Below are 19,142 nucleotides of genomic sequence, written 5' to 3' on the forward strand. Positions count from 1 at the left end.
AGGCATCCGTACGACGCACCCCCGGAGGCACCCCATGCGCATCGGCAAAGACCTGGTCGCGGCCGCCGCGACGCCCGTCGTTCTCGGCATCCTGGCCGAGGGCGACTCCTACGGCTACGCGATCCTGCAGCGCATCACCGAGCTGTCCGACGGCGAGCTGCAGTGGAGCGACGGCATGCTCTACCCGCTGCTGCACCGCCTCGAGCGCCTCGGCCACGTCGACAGCGAGTGGAAGCAGTCCGACGCCGGTCGCCCGCGCAAGCACTACCGCCTGAGTGCGCAGGGCGCCGCCGCCCTCGCCGACCAGCGTCGGCAGTGGGCGGTCGTGGGCGAGGTGCTCGGCAAGGTGTGGGACGGCCGCGACCCGGGCGCGCGCTTCGCCCTGGGGGGTGCGTGACCATGGCGACCGACGAGCGGCACGAGCTCGACGAGCTCATCTCGTCGTGGCGCGACTGGGTCAGCGCCGGCGACTCCCTCACGTCGCAGGACATGGACGAACTCGAAGGCCACCTCCGCGACCGGGTCGACGCGTTCCGCAGCGCGGGCCTCTCCGACGACGAGGCGTTCCTCATCGCGGTGAAGCGACTCGGAGCCGTCGACGAGCTCTCGCGCGAGTACGCCCGCGAGCACTCCGAGCGACTCTGGAAGCAGCTCGTCCTCTCCGACGGCGACGCCTCGCGCGGGCCCACGAGTTCGGATGCCTCGGACGAGGCGCGCGATCGAGCGACCCGGCCACGAGGCATCCGCTCGCTCTGGGTCGCGCTCGGGCTCGGCGTCGGCGCCGGGCTCGCGGTGAAGGCGCCCGAAGCGTTCGGCCTCGACGTCGCCGACGACCCCGCGTTCTTCGTGCGGAACTGGTCGCTGCTCGTCCTGCCCTTCGTCGCCGCCTACTTCGTCTGGCGGCGTGCCCTCGGCGTCGGCGCGACCGCCGTCGTCGCCGGTGCCTTCGCACTCGTGGCGATCATCCTCAACGTCTCCCCGTTCGACTCGACCGCGGCGATGGAAGCGTTCGGCGCGCCCGTCGCGGCGACCGAACTGCTTGCCTCGGTGCACGCGGTCGTCGTGCTCTGGCTCGCCGTCGGCCTCGCCTACGCCGACGGCGACTGGCGCTCGGGGCGGGCCCGCATGGACTTCGTCCGCTTCAGCGGCGAGTGGTTCGTCTACTACCTGCTCATCGCGCTCGGGGGGGGCCGGGCTCACCGCCCTGACCGTCGGCGTCTTCTCGTCGATCGGCGTCGACATCACGTGGTTCGTCAACGAATGGGTCATCCCGTGCGGCGCCGCCGGCGCGGTGCTCGTCGCCGCCTGGCTCGTCGAGGCGAAGCAGCGGGTGATCGAGAACATCGCGCCCGTGCTCACGAAGGTCTTCACGCCGCTCTTCACGCTGATGATGCTCGCGCTCATCGTCGCCGCGATCCTGCAGTGGAACCTCGTCGACGCGAGCCGCGACCTGCTCATCGCGTTCGACCTCGTGCTCGTGGTCGTGCTCGCGCTGCTCGTCTACTCGTACTCGGCGCGCGACCCGCTGCTTCGGCCCGGATGGTTCGACCGACTGCAGCTCGTCATGCTCGCCAGCGCGCTCATTATCGACGCCCTCGTGCTCGTCGCGATGATCGCGCGCACCGGCGAGTTCGGATGGAGCGCCAACAAGACGGCCTCGCTCGGGCTCAACCTCATCCTGCTGGCGAATCTCGCCTGGGCGGCCTGGCTGCAGCTCGGGTTCCTTCGCGGGCGACGGCCGTTCGCGGCGCTCGAGCGCTGGCAGACCGCCTACCTGCCGGTCTACCTCGCGTGGGCGCTGGTCGTGGTGGTCGTCTTCCCGCCGCTGTTCGCGTTCGAGTGACGCGCGGCCGCTTCCGCTGCCCCTCCTCCTTGTGCCGGGGACGCTCGTCGCCGCACCCCTCCCCGCCGGGGACGCTCGTTGCCGCACCCCTCCCGCGCCGGGGACGCTCGTCGCCGCACCCCTCCCGCGCCGGGGACGCTCGTCGCCGCACCCCTCCCCGCCGGGGACGCTCGTTGCCGCTTCGACCCCGGCGACCCGACAACGAGCGACCCCGACGACGTCATCCGCTCCATCCGCGCTCGATGAGGGCGAGGCGCGTGCGCTCCACGATCTCGGCTGCCGTCGTCGCCTTCGTGACGCGGATCACGCGCCAGCCGTCCTCGATCAGATCGTTGAGACGGTCGACGTCGGTGTGCCACTGCTTCACGTCGGTGAGATGGTGCTCGCCCTCGTACTCGACGAGCACCTTCCATTGGCGGAACACGAGATCACCGCGAGTCCGCCGACCGCGGCGCAGGACGATGACACCGTTCGGCTCGGGCTCCGGCAGACCCGCCCGCACGAGGACGAGCCGGGTCGTCGTCTCCCGTGCCGAGTACACCTCGGCCCGCAGTTCGAGCCGGGCGCGATGCAGCCGGTCTGCGCCGGTTCGGGCACCATACCGCGCGATTGCAGCATCGATCTCCGAGGTCGTCGCGATCGGATACGGCAGCCCGAGCAGGCGGTCTCCGGCGACGATCAGTTCGTCGACGGACGATTGCGAGGCCAGCGAACACCAGGTGTCGGCCGGCGAGAATGCGATCAGTCCGTGAACACGGCGGATCGCCACGTTCACGGACGTCTTGTGCCCGGCGATGCCCGAAGCTCTCGGGGCGCGCCGGCCACCGCGCGCCGTGACATGCAATCGCGCATCCTGTTGGAGTCGCAACGGCAGCGGCATCCCGTGCAATCGGGCCGCCGTCGCGTGCGAGAAGGCGTGCGTGGGCGACATGATGACGGCGTATTCGGCGCATCGCCGCTCGAACGACTCGGGCATTCCGACGACGGTGCGCACACCCCGGTAGGGGGCATGCAGGTCGGTCGCGCGCATCCTCCTCCGCGACGCTCCCGCCGCGAGAGCATCCGCGACCGCGAACGGGAAGACATCGAATCCGTCAGGCAATGGCAGAGGACGTGGCATCCGCCCAGCATCGAAGCTACCCGAGGCACCCTGGCCCGCGGCGGCATCGATTGTGGAGCATCCGCGTTCTCCACGGTCGCCGCGCGGAGTACTCGCGTCGACCCCGCCCACGCCGAAGACGACCCGTGCGGGGACGCTCGTGGTCGCTCGCCCGAGCCGCAAACGACGAGAAGCGTCCCCGCGGGAATGGTGTGGGCGGCCGCGCCGAACGGCACCACCGCGCCGGGGACGCTGGTTGTCGCGCAGCGCGCTCCTGAGCGACCACGAGCGTCCCCGACGCGGGAGCGCGGGAGCGCGGGAGCGCGGGAGCGCGCTCAGCGCGCGGCGAGCTTCTGGATGAACCGCGTCTGCGCGACGATCATGCGCTCGATCTCCTTCGGGTCGACCGACTCGTCGGACGCGTGGATGCGCGCCTTCGCGGTGTCCTCCGCACCCCACAGGATGATCGCGGCTCCGGGCGACACCTTCTGCAGCGACGCCACGAGCGGAATCGACGCGCCGCTGCCGATGAGCTCGACCGGCGCGCCGTACGCCTCCTCGAGCGCACCCTCGGCGGCGACGATCGCGGGGTGCGACTCGTCGACCGCGAACGCGTGGCCGACCTTGACCCGTTCGACCTCGACCTCGACGTTCCACGGCCGCTGCGAGCGCAGGTGGGTCATCAGCGCCTCGAGCTGGCCCTCGCCGTCGCTGCCGGGCACGATGCGCATCGACAGCTTCGCGGTGACCTGCGGCAGCAGCACGTTCGAGGCCTCCTGCGTGTTCGGCACGTCCATGCCGAGCACGGTCACGCTGGGTTTGGCCCACAGCCGGTCGCTGAGCGAGCCCGTGCCGAGGAATTCGACGCCGGGCAGGATGGCCGACCCGTCGCGGTAGACCTGCTCGTCCATCTCGGCGCCGGGCCACGACGCCCCGACCCCGTCGACGCCGGGGAACACGGTGTCGCCGTGCTCGTCGTGCAGCGTGTCGAGGATGCGGATCATGGCGGTGAGCGCGTCGGGCGCCGCACCGCCGAACAGACCCGAGTGCACGGGGTTCGCGAGCGTGCGCACCGTGACCGTGCACGCGACGTCGCCGCGCAGCGCGGTCGTGAGGCCCGGCTTGCCGACCTCTTGCGGGCCGATGTCGCCGATCACGTACGCGTCGGCGGCGAACCGTTCGGGGTTGGCCTCGACGAACGCCTCGAGGTGAGAGATCGTCTCCTCCTCGCCCTCCACGAGCAGTTTGATGCGGCAGGGTCGGTCGGGTCCGAGCAGCTTCAGCGTGCCGTAGTGCATGACGAGGCCCGACTTGTCGTCGGCCGCGCCGCGACCGTAGATGCGTCCGTCGTCCTTGGTGACGGGTTCGAACGGCTCGCTCGTCCAGCCCTGCTCCTTCGGCGCCGGCTGCACGTCGTAGTGCGCGTAGAGCAGCACGGTCGGCGACCCCTCGGGCCCGGGCAGGTCGGCGTAGACGCACGGGTAGCCGTCGGGCACGTCGAGCAGCGCGACGTCGGTCGCGCCGGCCGCGGTGAACAGGTCGACGACGGCCTGCCCCATCTCGTGCACGGGCGCGGGGTCGAACCCCGGGAACGCGACCGACGGGATGCGCACGAGCGCCTCGAGGCGCTCGATCACCTCGGGCATGAGCGCGGCCGCCCGCGCGGCGAGGTCGGAGGTGTCGGTCATTTCGGCTTCCTTCTTCCTGATCGGATGCGACGGGCCTTCGTGCCCGGATGCGACGGGTCGGCGCCGCTCAGACGACGAGCTGGACGAGCAGGCCCACGACCACCACGGTCACCCACGACACCAGCATCGGGATCGTGAACGAGTGCCACACCGGCACCTGGGTGAGCTTCGTGGAGCCGGTGAGGTCGGTTTCGACGGCGGCGATCTGCGACCCGTTCGCGGGGAACAGCCAGACGCCGACGAGCGAGGGCCACATCGCGGTGATGACCCCGGGCGCGAGCCCGGCGGCGAGCGCGATCGGGATGAGCGTGTTCGTCGTGGCCGACTGGCTGGTCGTGAGGCCGGCCACGAGGAACAGGGCGACCGCGAGCAGGATCGGCACCGCATCGATCAGGTCGCCGAGCGGGTCGATGATGGTCTCCTGGTTGGCGCTGATGAAGGTGTCGGCCATCCACGCGATGCCGAAGAGTGCGATCGCGGCGACGAAGCCGGCCTTCAGCAACGACTGCTCGACGATCGCCGCCGGCTTCACCTTGCGCACGAGGATGATCGCGAGCGCCACGCTGAACATGATCATCTCGATCACGGGCGACATGCCGAGCGGTTCGAGCGTGCCGTCCTCGCCCGTCGGGAACGCCGGCCGCAGGCCCGGGAAGAGCCCCAGCAGGACGACGAGGAACGTGCCGGTGAGGAAGATCCACGCGGCGGTCGCGCCGCCGGGCGGCACCGCGTGCTCGATGTGCTTCGTCGAAGCGGGTGCCGCGTCGCTGCCGCGCTTGCCCGTCCGCGTCGACCCGGAGGCGGCCGCGCCGGAGGCGTCCGCACCGGGGGTGGCCGCGCCGGAGGCATCCGCACCGGAGGCATCCGCACCGCTCGCGGCGCCGCCCGCAATGAGCCCGCGCGCCGCAGCCTGCTCGGCGAGCGCCGCCGGGATCTCGATCCGGCCCTGTCTGACCCGCTCGAGGAACACGGGGTCGTCGAGCAGCTCCTTGCCGATGCGCTGCTGCACGAACGACGTGACGAGGCACGCCACGATCGCCGCGGGGATGGTGATCGCGAGGATCCGCGGCAGCGCGAACCCCGACCCGTCCATGAGCACGAGGTAGGCCGCCATCGCCGCCGACACGGGGCTCGAGGTGATGCCGAGGGCGCTCGTGACGGTCGACGCGGCGAGCGCGCGCTCGGGCCGCTGGCCGTTGCGGTACGCGGTCTCGTAGATCACCGGGATGAGCGCGAAGAAGATGTTCGACGTGCCCGACAGCAGCGTGAACACGAACGCGACGAGCGGGGCGACGTAGGTGAGTCGCTTCGGATTCGCCTGGATGACCTTCGACGCGATGGACACGAGGTAGTCGATGCCGCCGGCGGCCTGCATGGCGGCCGACGCCGTGATCACCGCGATGATGATGAAGAAGGCGTCGACGGGTGGGCTGCCCGGCGGCAGCCGGAACACGAACACGAGGATCAGGGTGCCGACCACACCCCAGAGCCCCAGACCGACTCCCCCGACGCGAACACCGAGCACGATCGCCCCGATGACGACGACGGCCTGCAACACCACGAGCACGATTTCCATGCGAGCTCTCCCCCTGAGCTAGGACCGCGGTCAATGAGGTCTGGGGGGAGCGTATCGCCGCAGACCGGTCCGGGGCGAGGATCCGAGGCTCACGAGTCGTCGCGCCCGGGCGGCGGCGAGCTGGAGGGCCGCCGGACGGCGCTCAGAATCCAGACGATTCTTCACAGTCGGATGCCACGCGAGCGCCCTCCTGTTCGGCGCAGAGCGCAGCATCCGTGTGAACTTCCCTGATTGTTCTGTTTGCAGTGCGGTACTCCGCGTGTGACCATGAGGCATGGTCACCGCCGATCGCCTCACCCCAGCCCGCCACGGCTCGCTCGCGGCGGCGCTCGCCGACCCGGCACCCGAGCCCGACGAGACCGAGGTCGACGCGCTGACACTCGGCCGACGCATCCGCGACCGCCGCCTCGCCCGAAGCATGACGCTCGGCGAACTGGCCGCCGCCATCGATCGGGCACCGTCGCAGGTCAGCGCGATCGAGAACGGCAAGCGCGAGCCGCGGCTGTCGATGCTGCGCACCATCGCGCTCGCGCTCGGCACGACCGCCGACGAACTGCTGCAGCCCGATGCCCCGTCCGAACGCGCGGCGCTCGAGATCGCCGTCGAACGCGCCATGCGCGGTCCGGTGTTCGACACCCTCGGGCTCGAGCCGTTCCGGGTCGCGAAGTCGATGAGCGATGCGACGCTGCAGACGATCCTGTCGCTGCACGACGAGATCACCCGCCTGCACCGCGAACGCGCAGCAACCCCTGAGGAGGCGCGACGCGCCAACGCACAGCTGCGCGCCGAGATGCGCGCCCGCGACAATTTCTACCCCGAGCTCGAGCGCGAGGCATCCCAGCTCCTCGAAGCCGTCGGGCACACCGGCGGCCCGCTCTCGAACCAGCTCGTCGCCGACATGGCCTCGCACCTCGGATTCTCGCTGCACTACGTCGGCGATCTGCCGCACTCGACCCGGTCGGTGACCGACAAGCGGCACGGGCGCATCTACCTGCCGACCCAGTTGTCGCCCTCTCGCGACTCGCGCTCGCCGATCCTCCAGGCGATCTCGTCGCACCTGCTCGGCCACGCCGAACCCGCCAGCTACGGCGAGTTCCTGCGCCAGCGCATCGAGACGAACTACCTCACCGCGGCGATCCTGCTGCCCGAGGCCGACGCGGTGCGGTTCCTCACCGAGGCGAAGAACCTGCGCCGCATCTCGATGGAGGACTTGCGCGACGCGTTCGCCGTGTCGTACGAGACCGCGGCGCACCGGTTCACGAATCTCGCGACGGCTCGGCTCGGCATCCCCGTGCACTTCACGAAGGTGCACGAGTCGGGCACGATCATCAAGGCGTACGAGAACGACAAGGTGCGCTTCCCGTCCGACGCGCTCGGCGCGATCGAGGGCACCACGATGTGCCGCAACTGGACGGCGCGCACGGTGTTCGACGTCGAAGACCGGTTCAGCCCCTGGTACCAGTACACCGACACGCCCGCCGGCACGTTCTGGTGCACGTCGCGCATCGAGAAGGCGAAGGAGGGCGAGTACTCGGTCTCGGTCGGCGTGCCGTTCGAGCACGTGAAGTGGTTCCGCGGGCGTGAGACACCGCATCGTGCGGTGTCGCGCTGCCCCGACCCGGCGTGCTGCCAGGCCCCGGCGGGCCTGGCCGAGAAGTGGGCGGATGCCTCGTGGCCGGCCGCGCGCACACCCACCTCGTTGCTCGCGGCGCTGCCGACGGGCACGTTTCCCGGCGTCGACCAGACCGAGGTGTTCCAGTTCCTCGAGGCGCACGCCCCGCGCGGGTGAATCGGGACGGACCGATTCGTGAACGGCACTGCGCGACTCAGAGCCGGGGCGGTGACGGATGCCTCGTCGCTCGCGCTCGACGCGGGTACCGCGTGGACCGTGCGCGAGACGCTCCGCACGGTGTACATCGCGCCTCGGTAGGCGCCGGGCCGCTACTCCACGAGGGTGTCTACCGGCGTCGGCTGGCCCACGTTGACTGTCCCCGTGCGGATGACCGGATTCGACATCCAGATCGTCATTCCACCGGTCGGCAGGAACACGCCGCCCCCTGCGACTCCGCCGACGTTCATCGGCTGGGGGTTCGGCTGCGTCGGCTTCGGCGTGTCGGGCTTACGTTGACAGTCGACGCGCTGCGGCGGCTGCATGCCGCCCTCGAACCACACCTCTGCCTGGTAGTAGTTCGGGCCGAACGTCTCGTAGACGACGGTCGAGAGGTGGTAGGTGTTGTAGCGATAGGACGAACGAGTGCCCCGGTAGTTGTTGCTCTGGTCGTACCAGGTGTTGGCCGAGGGCGGGCGGTCGGCGCTGTCGCACCCGCTTCCCGAGGCGTGCGCGGGCGCCGCCCCGATCAGCAGACCCGCCACGAGCGCTCCGGCACTCACCGCCGCATACCCTGCATGCCTCATCCTCATCCTCTGGCTCCTCACCCGTCGGGAATCGAAAGTACGCTTCGGATTCTGCCAAGGCTGCGCGCGAAGGGGAACCCTCCGCGACGGATGCCTCGGCGCCCGCCGCTTCGCTCGACCGGTCGGGCACGACGGGATCGATGCGGAACGTGCGCGTGAACCTCATGAGGAACTCTCGGCGCCCGGCGAGGATCGACACCGCCGACGGGTCGGCCGTGCCCGCGAGCAGGTCGCCGAATCGTTCTGGATCGAGCATGAGCTCGAGGATCGCCTCCGGCGGGCCTTGAGGTCGCTGTACCGACGCGCGCCGGCGAGCAGGTCGCGGAGGATGAGCAGTGCCCATCGCTCCCTACCCCCACCCCTGTACGCAATTCAGGTTCGCGCACGGCGTGTCGGGTGCGGGCCCGGCGTGTCGCCGGCACGACACGCCTCCCGACCTGAATCGCCTACCAGGAGCGGGGCTCGTGGCGGGCTGGGGCGAGGTGCGAGAGGATGGCACCACGACGACCGACTGGATGCGAGTGCCCATGGCAACCACCGTCTACGAACGGCGCCGGCCGCCGGCATCCGTCATCACCCACGCGCTCGCCGACTCCCGCCAGTCGGTGTTCTGGCTCGATGATCTGCCCGCCGGTGCGGTCGGCGGCCGCCCGAGGCTCACGGGCCGCAGCGTCGCCGAGCTCGCGGTGGTCGGCGGCGGGTACACGGGCCTGTGGACGGCGCTGCTCGCGAAGCGCCGCGAGCCCGACGCCCGGGTCGTCGTGCTCGAGGCGAAGTCGATCGGCTGGGCGGCGTCGGGCCGCAACGGCGGGTTCTGCGAGGCATCCCTCACGCACGGCCGTGAGAACGGCGCGAGCCGCTGGCCCGACGAGATCGACCTGCTCGAGCGGCTCGGTCGTGAGAACCTCGACGCGTTCGAGGCGGACCTCGACGCGTGGGGCGTCGACGCCGACTGGCAGCGCACCGGCACCCTCGGGGTGGCCGTCGAACCGCACCAGGTCGAGTGGCTGCACGAGTGGGCGGCCGAGGCATCCGCCCGCGGCGAAGCCGACGAGGTGACCCTCCTCGACGAGCACGCCGCGCGCGAGGCGTTCGCGTCGCCGATCGTGCTGGGTGCCGTGTGGGAACGCCGCACCAGCGCGCTGGTGCACCCGGCGAAGCTCGCCGCCGAGTTGGCGCGCGCGGCCGAGGAAGCGGGCGTCGAGGTCTTCGAGCACGCCGCGGTGCGCAGGGTCGAGACGCCCGGATCCACCGGCGCGGTCGAGCTCGTCACCGACGACGGACGGCTGCTCGCCAAGCGAGCGGTCCTCGCGACGAACGTCTTCCCGTCGCTGCTGCGCCGCAACCGCCTGATGACCGTTCCGGTGTACGACTACGCGCTGATGACCGAGCCGCTGAGCGCGGCGCAGCTCGCCGAGATCGGCTGGCACGGCCGGCAGGGCGTGAGCGACCTGGCGAACCAGTTCCACTATCTGCGGCGGAGCGGCGACCGCATCCTGTTCGGCGGTTACGACGCCGTGTACCACCGTGGCGGCTTGATCCGCCCCGAGTACGAAGACCGCCCCGAGAGCTTCGAGCGGTTGGCGAGCCACTTCCTCACGATGTTCCCGCAACTCGAGGGGGTGCGGTTCACGCACCGCTGGGCGGGCGCGATCGACACCTGCACGCGGTTCTGCGCGTTCTACGGCACGGCGCGCGAGGGTCGCGTCGCCTACGCGGCCGGGTTCACCGGCCTCGGTGTGGGTGCGACGCGGTTCGCGGCCGAGGTGATGCTCGACCTGCTCGAGGGTCGCGAGAACGAGCGCACGTCGCTGCGGATGGTTCGCGAGCGGCCCATGCCGTTCCCGCCCGAGCCGGCCGCCGGCGTCGCCATCGACACGGTGCGACGCGCGCTCGACCGGGCCGACCATGCGGTCGGGCGCCGCGGTGCGCTGCTGCGCACGCTCGACGCGCTCGGGCTGGGGTTCGATTCGTAGGACGCAAGCGGCGCGCAGGTCGCGTCGTGCGCGCCCGTCGTGCAGCACACGCGCGGCGGCGCACGCGCGGCACCACTACGCCACGGATGCCTCGCCTGCCGCCTCGCCCGAGTCACCGGGTGCGGCCGGCTCGATGCAGAACGTCACGCCGAACCGCGCGACGAGCGCGGGTGGCCCGGCCAGCACCGTCGGCGAATCCTCGGGCCCGACCGATGCGCCCGCGAGCAGGTCGCGGAATCCGGCCGGCGCCACCGCGAGTTCGACCACGTCTTCGGGGGCCGCCACGGCGGTGCGCCGCCGCGGCTGCGGCAGTGCGCCCGGGCCGATCGGCACTACGTCGAGCACCGCGCCCGCGACGACCGCCGACAGGCTGGCGCCGCCGACGTGCAACACGTACTCGGTCGGTGGCAGCGCCGAGGCGACCTCGGGGCGGAACGCCGCGTGCAGTGAGACCGCGAGCGCGTCCGCCGAGACGACCTCGCCTTCGGCGGGTTCGCCCAGCACGTGCCATCCCCACCGCTCGAGCGCGAGCACGACGGGTTCGAGCGCGCGCCCGGCGTCGGTGAGCTCGTACCCGCCGCGCACCGTCGGCACGCGCCGGACGACGCCCGCCTCTTGCAGCTCTTTGAGCCGGTCGCTCAGGATGTTCGTCGGGATGCGCGGCAGCGATGCCTTGAGATCGCTGTACCGGCGCGCGCCGGCGAGCAGGTCGCGGACGATGAGCAGTGCCCACCGCTCCCCGACCCGCTCGACGGCCCTGGCCACGCCGCTGTACTGGCCGAAGCCGCGCGCGACGCGCGTGCCCACGCGGTGGCCCGGCTCAGGCCGACGCCTGCGGCGCGCCTGCGCCCTGCTGGGCGAGGTACGCATCAGGCCCCTGCTCGACGGCGGCCTGGTCCATGTAGAGGAAGCCGATGAGGTTGCCGTCGGGGTCCTCGAGGTCGCGCGAATACATGAAGCCGTAGTCCTGCGCCTCGCGGGGCTCGGTGCCGCCGGCCGCGACGGCCTTCGCCACGATCTCGTCGACCGCTTCGCGCGAGTCGCGCGTGAGCGAGATCTGCGTCTGCGCGCTGGTCTTCGGATCGATGATCGGCTTGTCGGTGAACGTCTGCAGGTAGTCGCGGGTCACGACCATGAAGTAGATCGTGTCGCTCAGCACGACGCACGCGGCGTTGTCGTCGGTGAAGAGCGGGTTGATGGTGAAGCCGAGCGCCTCGTAGAAGGCCTTCGAGCGCTCGAGGTCGGTCGTCGGGATGTTGACGAAGATGCTCAGGGTCATGGTGTCCTCCGGTGAATCGTGTACGGTGCGATGTCGGGTTCGAGCTTCAGCTTGCTCTTTGCAAGTTCACTTGTCAATAGCAAGTAAGCGACTGGATGCCACGAGCCGCCGCCGCGCGCGAAGCGCGGCTAGCCTGAATCCATGGACTCCAGGGGGCGACCGCGCGAGGGGATGCCGCGTCGCACCTTCCTCGCGGCGGCACTCGCCGGCGTCACGACGGTCGTGCTGGCGAGCTGCACGCCCGAGCCCTCACCCACCGGCTCACCGAGCCCGTCGCCGTCGCCCTCGCCGACCTTCACCCCGCGCCCCGGGCCTGACGGCCTGCCCCGCCTCACGGCCATGCGGCGGTCGCGCTGGGGCGCCGACCCGTACGCCCTCGGCGCATTCAGCTACGACGACGTCGGCAGCACCGAACAACTCCGGGTCGCGCTGTCACGCCCGGTGCGCGATCGCGTCTGGTTCGCCGGCGAGGCCTGCTCGACCGACGCGCCCGGCACCATGCAGGGCGCGATCGCCTCGGGTGAGGCCGCTGCCGCAGCGGTCGCCGTGCGTGCGGGAGACGACGAACGCGTAGTCGTCGTCGGTGCCGGACTCGCGGGCCTCACCGCGGCGAATGCGCTGGTGCGCCGCGGCCTGCGGGTCGTCGTCGTCGAAGCGCGCGACCGGGCGGGCGGGCGCGTCGACTCGGTCGACGACGACGACTTCGGCGGATCCGCGCAGCTCGGCGCCCTCCTCGTCGGCGAGGACGCCGACGCGGTCGCCGAACTCCTCGACGAGGCATCCGTCGACACGCTCCTGATCGATGTGCCGGCCACGGCGCTCGCGACCGACCGCGACTGGGTGCCGATCGACCCCGCCGGGGTCGAGGCGATCGCCGAGGCGCACGACTGGGCCCTCACCCAGCCGCAGGATGTCTCGATCGCGACCGCGCTCGTCGGATCTGGTGCAGCCGCCGCGCTCTCGAGCACGCCCGACGCGCACGGCGTGCGTGCGACCGACTGGCTCGCCCATGCGATCTCGAGCGGCGTCGAAGTCGCCACGGGCGCGCCCACGTCCAGGGTCTCGGCCGTGAGCATCGACCGCGACCGACTGAGACGCACCCTGCGCGTGGTGCAGGGCCGGCTCGGCGACGTGATCGACGCCCTCACCGCCGAGGTCGACATCGCGGTGTCGAGCACCGTCACCCACATCGCGTACTCCGACGATCGGGTGAGCCTGCGGCTCGGCACAGGCGAGTCGATCACCGCCGACCGGGTGATCGTCACCGCGCCGCTCGGGGTGCTGAAGACCTCGACGATCCGCTTCGAGCCGCGCTTGCCGCTCACCCACCAGCGCGCCATCTCGCTGCTCGGCATGGGCGTGCTCGACACCGTGTGGCTGCGGTTCGAGGAGGCGTTCTGGCGCACCGACGCGCCGAGCGGCGATGCGTCGGCGTCGATGCCCGACGCCGACGCGCCCGCCGCGACGCCCGACGTGCTCACCGTCGTCGGCACGAGCCCCACCGTCGCAGCCTGGATCGACATCGGCCGTCCCACCGGCGAGCCCGTCATCGTCGGGGTCATCGCCGCGGCGCAGGCGACGCGACTGGAGTCGCTCGACGACGACGAGTTCCAAGACGAGGTGCTCGCCGCGCTCGCGCCCTTCGCCACAGCCACCGATTGACCGCCACGAGGGCCGCGGTCACCGTGACGAAGATCACCAGGCACACCACGCACCAGAACACGACGCCCGACCAGCCGCCCACCTGCGTCTCGTCGAGGAAGAAGTAGGGGTACCAGCCGACGTCGGCCCCGCGCCAGAGTGCGAACACCAACCACGCCGACGGGAACAGCAGCACCCACCCGACGGTCGTCCAGGGCACGGGCGGGTTCACCGCGAGGATGCTGTCGACGGTCCACGTCAGGCCGATGAGCGCGGGCACCACGAAGTGCAGCAGCGTGTCCGACCACGGCACGTCGACTCGGTACGAGTACGACGACGCCTGGGCGACGATCACCCCGAACACGATGCCCGACACGATGACGTAGACCGTCACGCACGTGCGCACCACCCCGAGCCACGGCGGATCCTTCGGGGCGGTGAGCGCAAACCACCCGGCCACGATCAGCACCACGACCGCGGCGAATGCCGATTGCACGGTGAAGTAGCTGAAGAAGTTGGCCGTTGCGAACAGGCGGAACCCGAGCACGTACTCGAAGTTGCCCACCAGCGCGACGATCTCGACGGCCGCGACGGCGAGTCGGGTTCCGCCGAGGAGCCGGCGCGCCGTGCGCGGGGACATGACTCAACGGTACGCGGCCGGGTCGCATGCCGTCGGCGGCATACCGGCATCCGGCGAGCGGGCGCAACCCCTCGCGGCCCCCGAGACGGCCTCGCTACCGTGGCGGAGTCGTCACCCCCGACGACGCGCGGATCCCCGCGCTCACCGCTCCCCCAAGGAGCGCTCCCGAACCGGAGACACCATGATCACCCTCAGCTGGCTCCTCGTCATCGCCCTCGCGGGCGGCATCCTCGGCCTCATCGACGGCATCCTGCGACTGCGCGGCCGCGGCAGCTCGGTCCTCGGCATCATCGAGCTCGTCGTCGCCGCGTTGTTCCTGCTCTCGCTGTTCTTCGCCGGCATTCCGCTGGGGTCGGTCGTGCTCGCCGTCGTGCTGCTCGTCGTGCTCGTCGTCGGGCTCGTGCTGCGCGGCCGGCAGGGCCTCGGCATCACCGTCGCCGCCCTCGTGCTCGTGGTCGTCTACCTCGTGCTCGTCAACCGCTGGCTGGTGATCCCCGGCGTCAACTGAGCCCGCGGGCGCGGCCTCGGTGAGCCGGCCGGGCCCGACCTGCGTCAGAACGCGTTCAGACCGGTCAGGGCCCGGCCGATCACGAGCTGGTGGATCTCGTCGGTGCCCTCGTAGGTGCGCACCGACTCGAGGTTGGCCGCGTGCCGCATCACGGGGAACTCCGCGGTGATGCCGTCGCCGCCGAGGATCGTGCGGCACTCGTGCGCGATCCGCAGCGCCTCGCGCACGCTGTTCAACTTGCCCGTCGAGATCTGCGCGGGCGCCAACCGGCCGGCCTCCTTCAGGCGCCCGAGGTGCAGCGCGAGCAGCATGCCCTTCTGGTACTCGACGACGAGGTCGGCGACCTTGGCCTGCGTGAGCTGGTATCCGCCGATCGGCCGGCCGAACACCTCGCGCGACACCGAGCGGTCGAGCGCCGCCTCGAGGCAGGCGCGGGCGGCGCCGAGCGCGCCCCACACGATGCCATAGCGTGCCTCGTTCAGGCACGAGAACGGACCGGACAACCCGGATGCCCCGGGCAGCAGCGCGTCCGCAGCCACCCGCACCCCGTCGAGCACGACATCGCACTGCACCGACGCGCGCATCGAGAGCTTGCCCGCGATGGGGGTCGCCGTGAAGCCCGGAGTCGAGGTCGGCACGATGAACCCGCGCACCGCGCTCCCGCCCGCGGCGGCCGCGGCGGCGGCTGGCGGCGCGGCGGCCGCGGCGGACGAGCCGGGCTCAGAGGCATCCGACCCGTCGACCACCTTCGCCCACACGATCGCGACGTCCGCGACCGAGGCGAGCCCGATCCAGCGCTTGCGCCCGTCGAGCACCCAGCCGTCGCCCTCGCGCCGTGCCGTGGTGGTCATCGCCGCGGGATCGCTGCCGCCCTGCGGTTCGGTGAGGGCGAAGCATCCGATCGTCTCGCCCGCGGCCATGCCGGGCAGCCACTTCCAGCGCTGCTCGTCGGAGCCGTGCTTGCGGATCGCGCTCATCGCGAGCGATCCCTGCACCGACGCGAACGTGCGCACGCCCGAGTCGCCGAACTCGAGCTCGTGGCACACCAGCCCGTAGGCGACGGCGCCCGCCCCGGCGCAGCCGAACCCGCTCAGGTGCATGCCGAGGAATCCGCCGTCGCCGAGTTCGTGCGCGAGCTCGACGCGGAACCGCGCCTGCTCGTAGTCGTCGGCGATCGTGGGCAGCACGTGCTCGCGTACGAACCCGCGGGCCCGATCGCGCCAGGTGCGCTCCTCGTCGGTCAGGAGCGCGTCGATGGCGATGAGTTCGTCGATGCGAGCGGCAGCGGTCATGGTCGGTCCTTCCGGTGGGCGGCGGCGCCCGCACATCGAGTGGGCGAAGAACGCGACGCGACGCGGCTTCGCGCGGCGCGAGCGGGATACCCGGCGAGCACGCGCGAGCAGTCGGCGACGCGCACGTCGCCGAGCACCCTGCGACCCGTCATCGCGTCCTCCTCGGCCGGCGTTCGCCACGATACCGGCGGGCAGGGTGCGACCGGGTGTACCGCGCGTCGAATGGATGACTCGGATGCGCCGTGCCGGCGAGTTCCCGCAGCGGGCGCGTCGGCATAGGCTGGTGGCCCCGAGTGTGCATCGACGCCGTTCCCGGCCCTGGTCGTGCACCGTCTGAGAAGGAGCACCATGAGCTACGCCGTGGTCAATCCGGCTACCGGAGAGACGATCAAGACCTACCCGACGATCACCGACGCCGAGTTGGCCGACGCGATCGCCGCCGCCTCCGCCGCCTACCGCGAGTGGGTGCCGACGACGACGGTCGACGATCGCGCCGCGCTGATCCGCCGCGTCGGCGAACTGCACGTCGAGCGACGTGAGCAGCTCGCCGAGATCATCGTGCGCGAGATGGGCAAGCCGATCGAGCAGGCGCTCGGCGAGGTCGACTTCGCCGGCGCGATCTACGAGTACTACGCCGATCACGCCGCCGACTTCACGAAGGACGAGCCGATCGAGCTGCTCGCGGGCGAGGGCACCGCGGTGGTGCGCCGCTCGCCGCTCGGTGTGCTGCTCGGCATCATGCCGTGGAACTTCCCGTACTACCAGGTCGCGCGGTTCGCCGGCCCGAACCTCGTGATCGGCAACACGATCCTGCTGAAGCACGCCGAGCAGTGCCCCGAGTCGGCCGCCGCGATCGCCGACATCTTCCACGACGCGGGCTTCCCGGCCGGCGCCTACGTCAACGTCTTCGCGTCGCACGACCAGATCGAGCAGGTCATCGCCGACCCGCGCGTGCAGGGCGTGTCGCTGACCGGCTCCGAGCGCGCGGGCGCCGCGGTCGCGCAGATCGCGGGCAAGCACCTCAAGAAGGTCGTGCTCGAGCTCGGCGGCAGTGACCCGTTCATCCTGCTGTCGACGAACGACCTCGACGAGGCGGTGCAGAATGCCGTCGATGCTCGCCTCGACAACAGCGGCCAGTCGTGCAACGCGGCCAAGCGGTTCATCGTGATCGACGAGCTGTACACGCCGTTCCTCGAGAAGTTCACGGCGAAGCTCGCCGAGGTCGAAGCGGGCGACCCCACCTCGGCCGACACCGCGCTCGGGCCGCTGTCGTCGCTGAAGGCCGCCGAGAACCTCGACGAGCAGGTCAAGCGCGCGGTCGAGCACGGCGCCACCCTGGTGCACGGCGGCTCGCGCAACGGCGCCTTCTTCGAGACGACAGTGCTGACGGATGTCACGCCCGAGAACCCCGCATCGAAGGAGGAGTTCTTCGGGCCGGTGGCGCAGGTGTATCGCGCGACCGACGAGGCCGACGCGATCCGCATCGCGAACGACACCCCGTTCGGGCTCGGGTCGTACCTCTACACCACCGACCCCGAGCAGGCGCAGCGCGTAGCCGACCGCATCGACGCCGGCATGGTGTTCGTGAACGTCGTACTCGCCGACGGCGCCGAGCTGCCGTTCGGCGGCGTGAAGCGCAGCGGCACCGGCCGTGAGATGGGCCGGCTCGGCGCCGACGAGTTCGTGAACAAGAAGCTCATCCGCATCGGGTGAGCGCGCCCCGCGAGACCGACCCCGCCCCGCCCGTGCGTCGACGTGTTGTCGTGCACGGGCGGGTGCAGGGCGTCGGGTACCGCTACCTCGCACGCAAGCACGCACGCCGACTCGGCATCTCCGGCTGGGTGCGGAACCTGCCCGACGGCAGCGTCGCCGCCGAGATCGAGGGCTCCGAGGCATCCGTCGCGACCATGCTGCGCCGGCTGGAGGCCGGACCGCCCGGCGCCCAGGTCACCCGCATCGAGGTCGACGAGGTAGCCACGACCGGTGAACGCGAGTTCCAGATCGTGCGATGAGCGGATGCCTCGGGCCGACGCGGCCCGAGGCATCCAGCCCATCCGTGTGGTTCGAGCCCGACCCGCTCAGCCGACCGCGTCGTCGAGCGTCTGCTGCAGCCGCGCGAGGTCGGTGCCGTCCTCGGTGATGGCGAAGCGAACGCCGTCGACGAGCAGGGTCGGAACCCCCGTGAGCACCTCGCCGGTGTCGCCGATCGGCTGGCCCACGGTGCGGTCGTTGACGTCCTGCACCCACGCGTTCCACGTGCCGCCGGTGATCTCGTCGCGCATGCCGTCGTCGACCTGCAGGCCCGCGCTCCCGGCGAGTTCGATGAGTCGAACGTCGTCGGGCATCGGGTCGTCCAGGGTCGGCGCCTGCTCGGCGATCGCTGCCGAGTACACCGCCGGAACCACGTCGCCCTGCCCGTGATCCGACGCGACCGCGAGCAGGTTCATGACCCGGGTCGAGAAGTCGGTGTCGTCCCCGCGCCTCGCGCTGACGAAGTTGACGGGATGGATGCGCAGGGTGATCTCGCCCGCCTCGGCTCGCGCCCGCAGTTCGTCGCCCGCGGTCGCGTCGAAATCGCGGCAGTGCGGGCACGATGCATCGGTGAACAGGTCGACCACGATCTGGCCATCGCCCGTCTGGAAGGCATCGTCGACGACCCCCTCGGGAGCCTCGGTCGCGACCTGGCCGGCGGTCGACCCGACATCGCCCGATGAACCGTCCGACGCCGACGCGCATCCCGACAGCGCGAACACGACCGCCGTGGCGATCGCGACCAGCGACCCGAGTGCGCGCGTGCGGCCCCGGCTCATCGCGCCTTCGCCGCGTCGATCTCGTCACGGCGCGCGAGCACGATGCGTTCGACCAACGACGAGGGCAGCGGGTGCTCGGCGGTGAAGCGGATCGTGCCTTTCGATCGCGAGTAGCCGTCGAGCTCGCCGGCGAACGCGTCGATCACTCCGGGGCTGAAGGGATACAGCCCGATGTGGTCCTTCGTACTCATCACGCTGAGGAGCGGCGAGTCGCGGTAGCGCAACGCGGGCATGCCGTAGCTGCGCCCTTCGGATGCCTCGGGCACCAGTTCGGCGGCCCTCGTCAGGATGGCCCCGATCAGCGCCCGATCGGCGCCGTCGAGCTCGTTCAGGTAGTCGGACACGTCCCCCATGGCGGCATAGTACCCGCGGGGC

General features: G+C 71.3%; 19 protein-coding genes and 1 pseudogene. 10 read left to right on the plus strand and 10 right to left on the minus strand.

What is annotated here, in order from left to right:
* Window positions 1-34: 34 nt before the first annotated feature.
* From FLP10_RS05910 to FLP10_RS17665, 3 genes and pseudogenes are all read left to right on the plus strand, one after another.
* Window positions 35-397 carry a PadR family transcriptional regulator gene (locus FLP10_RS05910; protein WP_149160031.1) on the plus strand — a complete coding sequence of 121 codons (363 nt, stop codon included), beginning with the start codon at window positions 35-37 and terminating at the stop codon, window positions 395-397.
* Window positions 398-489: 92 nt separating this feature from the next.
* A pseudogene (locus FLP10_RS17660) lies at window positions 490-558 on the plus strand (hypothetical protein); the annotation flags it as partial.
* Between the two features lie 733 nt (window positions 559-1,291).
* Window positions 1,292-1,843 (plus strand): hypothetical protein, encoded by a 552-nt coding sequence (locus FLP10_RS17665; protein WP_246150217.1) that lies wholly within the window; start codon window positions 1,292-1,294, stop codon window positions 1,841-1,843.
* Window positions 1,844-2,063: 220 nt separating this feature from the next.
* Here FLP10_RS17665 and FLP10_RS05920 read toward each other — a convergent pair whose 3' ends face one another.
* The 3 genes from FLP10_RS05920 to FLP10_RS05930 form a co-directional block, all read right to left on the minus strand.
* Window positions 2,064-3,074, minus strand: coding sequence for a hypothetical protein (locus tag FLP10_RS05920; RefSeq protein WP_149160032.1), 1,011 nt, complete (start codon window positions 3,072-3,074; stop codon window positions 2,064-2,066).
* A 203-nt stretch (window positions 3,075-3,277) separates the two neighbouring features.
* Entirely contained in the window at window positions 3,278-4,630 is a 1,353-nt protein-coding gene (locus FLP10_RS05925; RefSeq protein WP_149160033.1) for a M20/M25/M40 family metallo-hydrolase, read from the minus strand.
* 67 nt (window positions 4,631-4,697) lie between these two features.
* Window positions 4,698-6,206, minus strand: a complete 1,509-nt coding sequence (locus tag FLP10_RS05930) for an anaerobic C4-dicarboxylate transporter family protein (protein ID WP_149160034.1) — start codon at window positions 6,204-6,206, stop codon at window positions 4,698-4,700.
* A 274-nt stretch (window positions 6,207-6,480) separates the two neighbouring features.
* Here FLP10_RS05930 and FLP10_RS05935 point away from each other — a divergent pair, with 274 nt between their 5' ends.
* Window positions 6,481-7,995 carry a helix-turn-helix transcriptional regulator gene (locus FLP10_RS05935; RefSeq protein WP_149160035.1) on the plus strand — a complete coding sequence of 505 codons (1,515 nt, stop codon included), beginning with the start codon at window positions 6,481-6,483 and terminating at the stop codon, window positions 7,993-7,995.
* Between the two features lie 18 nt (window positions 7,996-8,013).
* Window positions 8,014-8,136, plus strand: coding sequence for a hypothetical protein (locus tag FLP10_RS17805; protein WP_281286468.1), 123 nt, complete (start codon window positions 8,014-8,016; stop codon window positions 8,134-8,136).
* 11 nt (window positions 8,137-8,147) lie between these two features.
* On the opposite strand, the gene FLP10_RS05940 is transcribed toward FLP10_RS17805, so the two are convergent.
* Window positions 8,148-8,597 (minus strand): hypothetical protein, encoded by a 450-nt coding sequence (locus FLP10_RS05940; protein WP_149160036.1) that lies wholly within the window; start codon window positions 8,595-8,597, stop codon window positions 8,148-8,150.
* Window positions 8,598-9,148: 551 nt separating this feature from the next.
* On the opposite strand from FLP10_RS05940, the gene FLP10_RS05945 reads away from it, so the two are divergent.
* A complete protein-coding gene (locus FLP10_RS05945; protein WP_149160037.1) occupies window positions 9,149-10,597 on the plus strand; it encodes an NAD(P)/FAD-dependent oxidoreductase in 1,449 nt (482 codons plus the stop codon).
* 75 nt (window positions 10,598-10,672) lie between these two features.
* Here the strand turns inward: FLP10_RS05945 and FLP10_RS05950 are convergent, their stop codons facing one another.
* The gene (locus FLP10_RS05950; RefSeq protein ID WP_246150219.1) at window positions 10,673-11,404 is read right to left on the minus strand and encodes a winged helix-turn-helix transcriptional regulator; all 732 of its coding nucleotides are present in this window, start codon (window positions 11,402-11,404) and stop codon (window positions 10,673-10,675) included.
* Window positions 11,405-11,417: 13 nt separating this feature from the next.
* Window positions 11,418-11,876 carry a VOC family protein gene (locus FLP10_RS05955; RefSeq protein WP_149160039.1) on the minus strand — a complete coding sequence of 153 codons (459 nt, stop codon included), beginning with the start codon at window positions 11,874-11,876 and terminating at the stop codon, window positions 11,418-11,420.
* A gap of 141 nt (window positions 11,877-12,017) precedes the next feature.
* Here FLP10_RS05955 and FLP10_RS05960 point away from each other — a divergent pair, with 141 nt between their 5' ends.
* The gene (locus tag FLP10_RS05960) at window positions 12,018-13,538 is read left to right on the plus strand and encodes a flavin monoamine oxidase family protein (protein ID WP_149160040.1); all 1,521 of its coding nucleotides are present in this window, start codon (window positions 12,018-12,020) and stop codon (window positions 13,536-13,538) included.
* On the opposite strand, the gene FLP10_RS05965 is transcribed toward FLP10_RS05960, so the two are convergent.
* Complete coding sequence (locus tag FLP10_RS05965) at window positions 13,435-14,157, minus strand: Pr6Pr family membrane protein (protein ID WP_149160041.1); 723 nt, start codon at window positions 14,155-14,157, stop codon at window positions 13,435-13,437. The genes FLP10_RS05960 and FLP10_RS05965 overlap by 104 nt on opposite strands.
* Window positions 14,158-14,338: 181 nt before the next feature.
* Between FLP10_RS05965 and FLP10_RS05970 the strand changes: the two genes are divergently transcribed.
* The gene (locus FLP10_RS05970; RefSeq protein ID WP_149160042.1) at window positions 14,339-14,665 is read left to right on the plus strand and encodes a hypothetical protein; all 327 of its coding nucleotides are present in this window, start codon (window positions 14,339-14,341) and stop codon (window positions 14,663-14,665) included.
* Window positions 14,666-14,709: 44 nt separating this feature from the next.
* Here FLP10_RS05970 and FLP10_RS05975 read toward each other — a convergent pair whose 3' ends face one another.
* Window positions 14,710-15,957, minus strand: a complete 1,248-nt coding sequence (locus tag FLP10_RS05975; RefSeq protein ID WP_149160043.1) for an acyl-CoA dehydrogenase family protein — start codon at window positions 15,955-15,957, stop codon at window positions 14,710-14,712.
* A gap of 348 nt (window positions 15,958-16,305) precedes the next feature.
* On the opposite strand from FLP10_RS05975, the gene FLP10_RS05980 reads away from it, so the two are divergent.
* Window positions 16,306-17,670, plus strand: a complete 1,365-nt coding sequence (locus tag FLP10_RS05980; RefSeq protein ID WP_149160044.1) for an NAD-dependent succinate-semialdehyde dehydrogenase — start codon at window positions 16,306-16,308, stop codon at window positions 17,668-17,670.
* Entirely contained in the window at window positions 17,667-17,969 is a 303-nt protein-coding gene (locus FLP10_RS05985; protein WP_246150220.1) for an acylphosphatase, read from the plus strand. Before FLP10_RS05980 ends, FLP10_RS05985 begins: the two co-directional genes overlap by 4 nt.
* Window positions 17,970-18,035: 66 nt before the next feature.
* Here FLP10_RS05985 and FLP10_RS05990 read toward each other — a convergent pair whose 3' ends face one another.
* Window positions 18,036-18,767 carry a DsbA family protein gene (locus tag FLP10_RS05990; RefSeq protein WP_149160045.1) on the minus strand — a complete coding sequence of 244 codons (732 nt, stop codon included), beginning with the start codon at window positions 18,765-18,767 and terminating at the stop codon, window positions 18,036-18,038.
* Complete coding sequence (locus tag FLP10_RS05995) at window positions 18,764-19,120, minus strand: iron chaperone (RefSeq protein ID WP_149160046.1); 357 nt, start codon at window positions 19,118-19,120, stop codon at window positions 18,764-18,766. The genes FLP10_RS05990 and FLP10_RS05995 overlap by 4 nt, the downstream gene beginning before the upstream one ends.
* Between the last annotated feature and the right edge of the window lie 22 nt (window positions 19,121-19,142).

Source organism: Agromyces intestinalis, assembly GCF_008365295.1.
Taxonomy (GTDB): domain Bacteria; phylum Actinomycetota; class Actinomycetes; order Actinomycetales; family Microbacteriaceae; genus Agromyces; species Agromyces intestinalis.

Coding starts and splice junctions, on each gene's coding strand:
- FLP10_RS05945 (WP_149160037.1), top strand. CDS start 9,149: ATGGCAACCACCGTCTACGAACGGCGCCGGCCGCCGGCATCCGTCATC.
- FLP10_RS05980 (WP_149160044.1), top strand. CDS start 16,306: ATGAGCTACGCCGTGGTCAATCCGGCTACCGGAGAGACGATCAAGACC.
- FLP10_RS05955 (WP_149160039.1), bottom strand. CDS start 11,876: ATGACCCTGAGCATCTTCGTCAACATCCCGACGACCGACCTCGAGCGC.
- FLP10_RS05990 (WP_149160045.1), bottom strand. CDS start 18,767: ATGAGCCGGGGCCGCACGCGCGCACTCGGGTCGCTGGTCGCGATCGCC.
- FLP10_RS05935 (WP_149160035.1), top strand. CDS start 6,481: ATGGTCACCGCCGATCGCCTCACCCCAGCCCGCCACGGCTCGCTCGCG.
- FLP10_RS05910 (WP_149160031.1), top strand. CDS start 35: ATGCGCATCGGCAAAGACCTGGTCGCGGCCGCCGCGACGCCCGTCGTT.
- FLP10_RS05995 (WP_149160046.1), bottom strand. CDS start 19,120: ATGGGGGACGTGTCCGACTACCTGAACGAGCTCGACGGCGCCGATCGG.
- FLP10_RS05975 (WP_149160043.1), bottom strand. CDS start 15,957: ATGACCGCTGCCGCTCGCATCGACGAACTCATCGCCATCGACGCGCTC.
- FLP10_RS05930 (WP_149160034.1), bottom strand. CDS start 6,206: ATGGAAATCGTGCTCGTGGTGTTGCAGGCCGTCGTCGTCATCGGGGCG.
- FLP10_RS05965 (WP_149160041.1), bottom strand. CDS start 14,157: ATGTCCCCGCGCACGGCGCGCCGGCTCCTCGGCGGAACCCGACTCGCC.
- FLP10_RS05960 (WP_149160040.1), top strand. CDS start 12,018: ATGGACTCCAGGGGGCGACCGCGCGAGGGGATGCCGCGTCGCACCTTC.
- FLP10_RS05970 (WP_149160042.1), top strand. CDS start 14,339: ATGATCACCCTCAGCTGGCTCCTCGTCATCGCCCTCGCGGGCGGCATC.
- FLP10_RS05925 (WP_149160033.1), bottom strand. CDS start 4,630: ATGACCGACACCTCCGACCTCGCCGCGCGGGCGGCCGCGCTCATGCCC.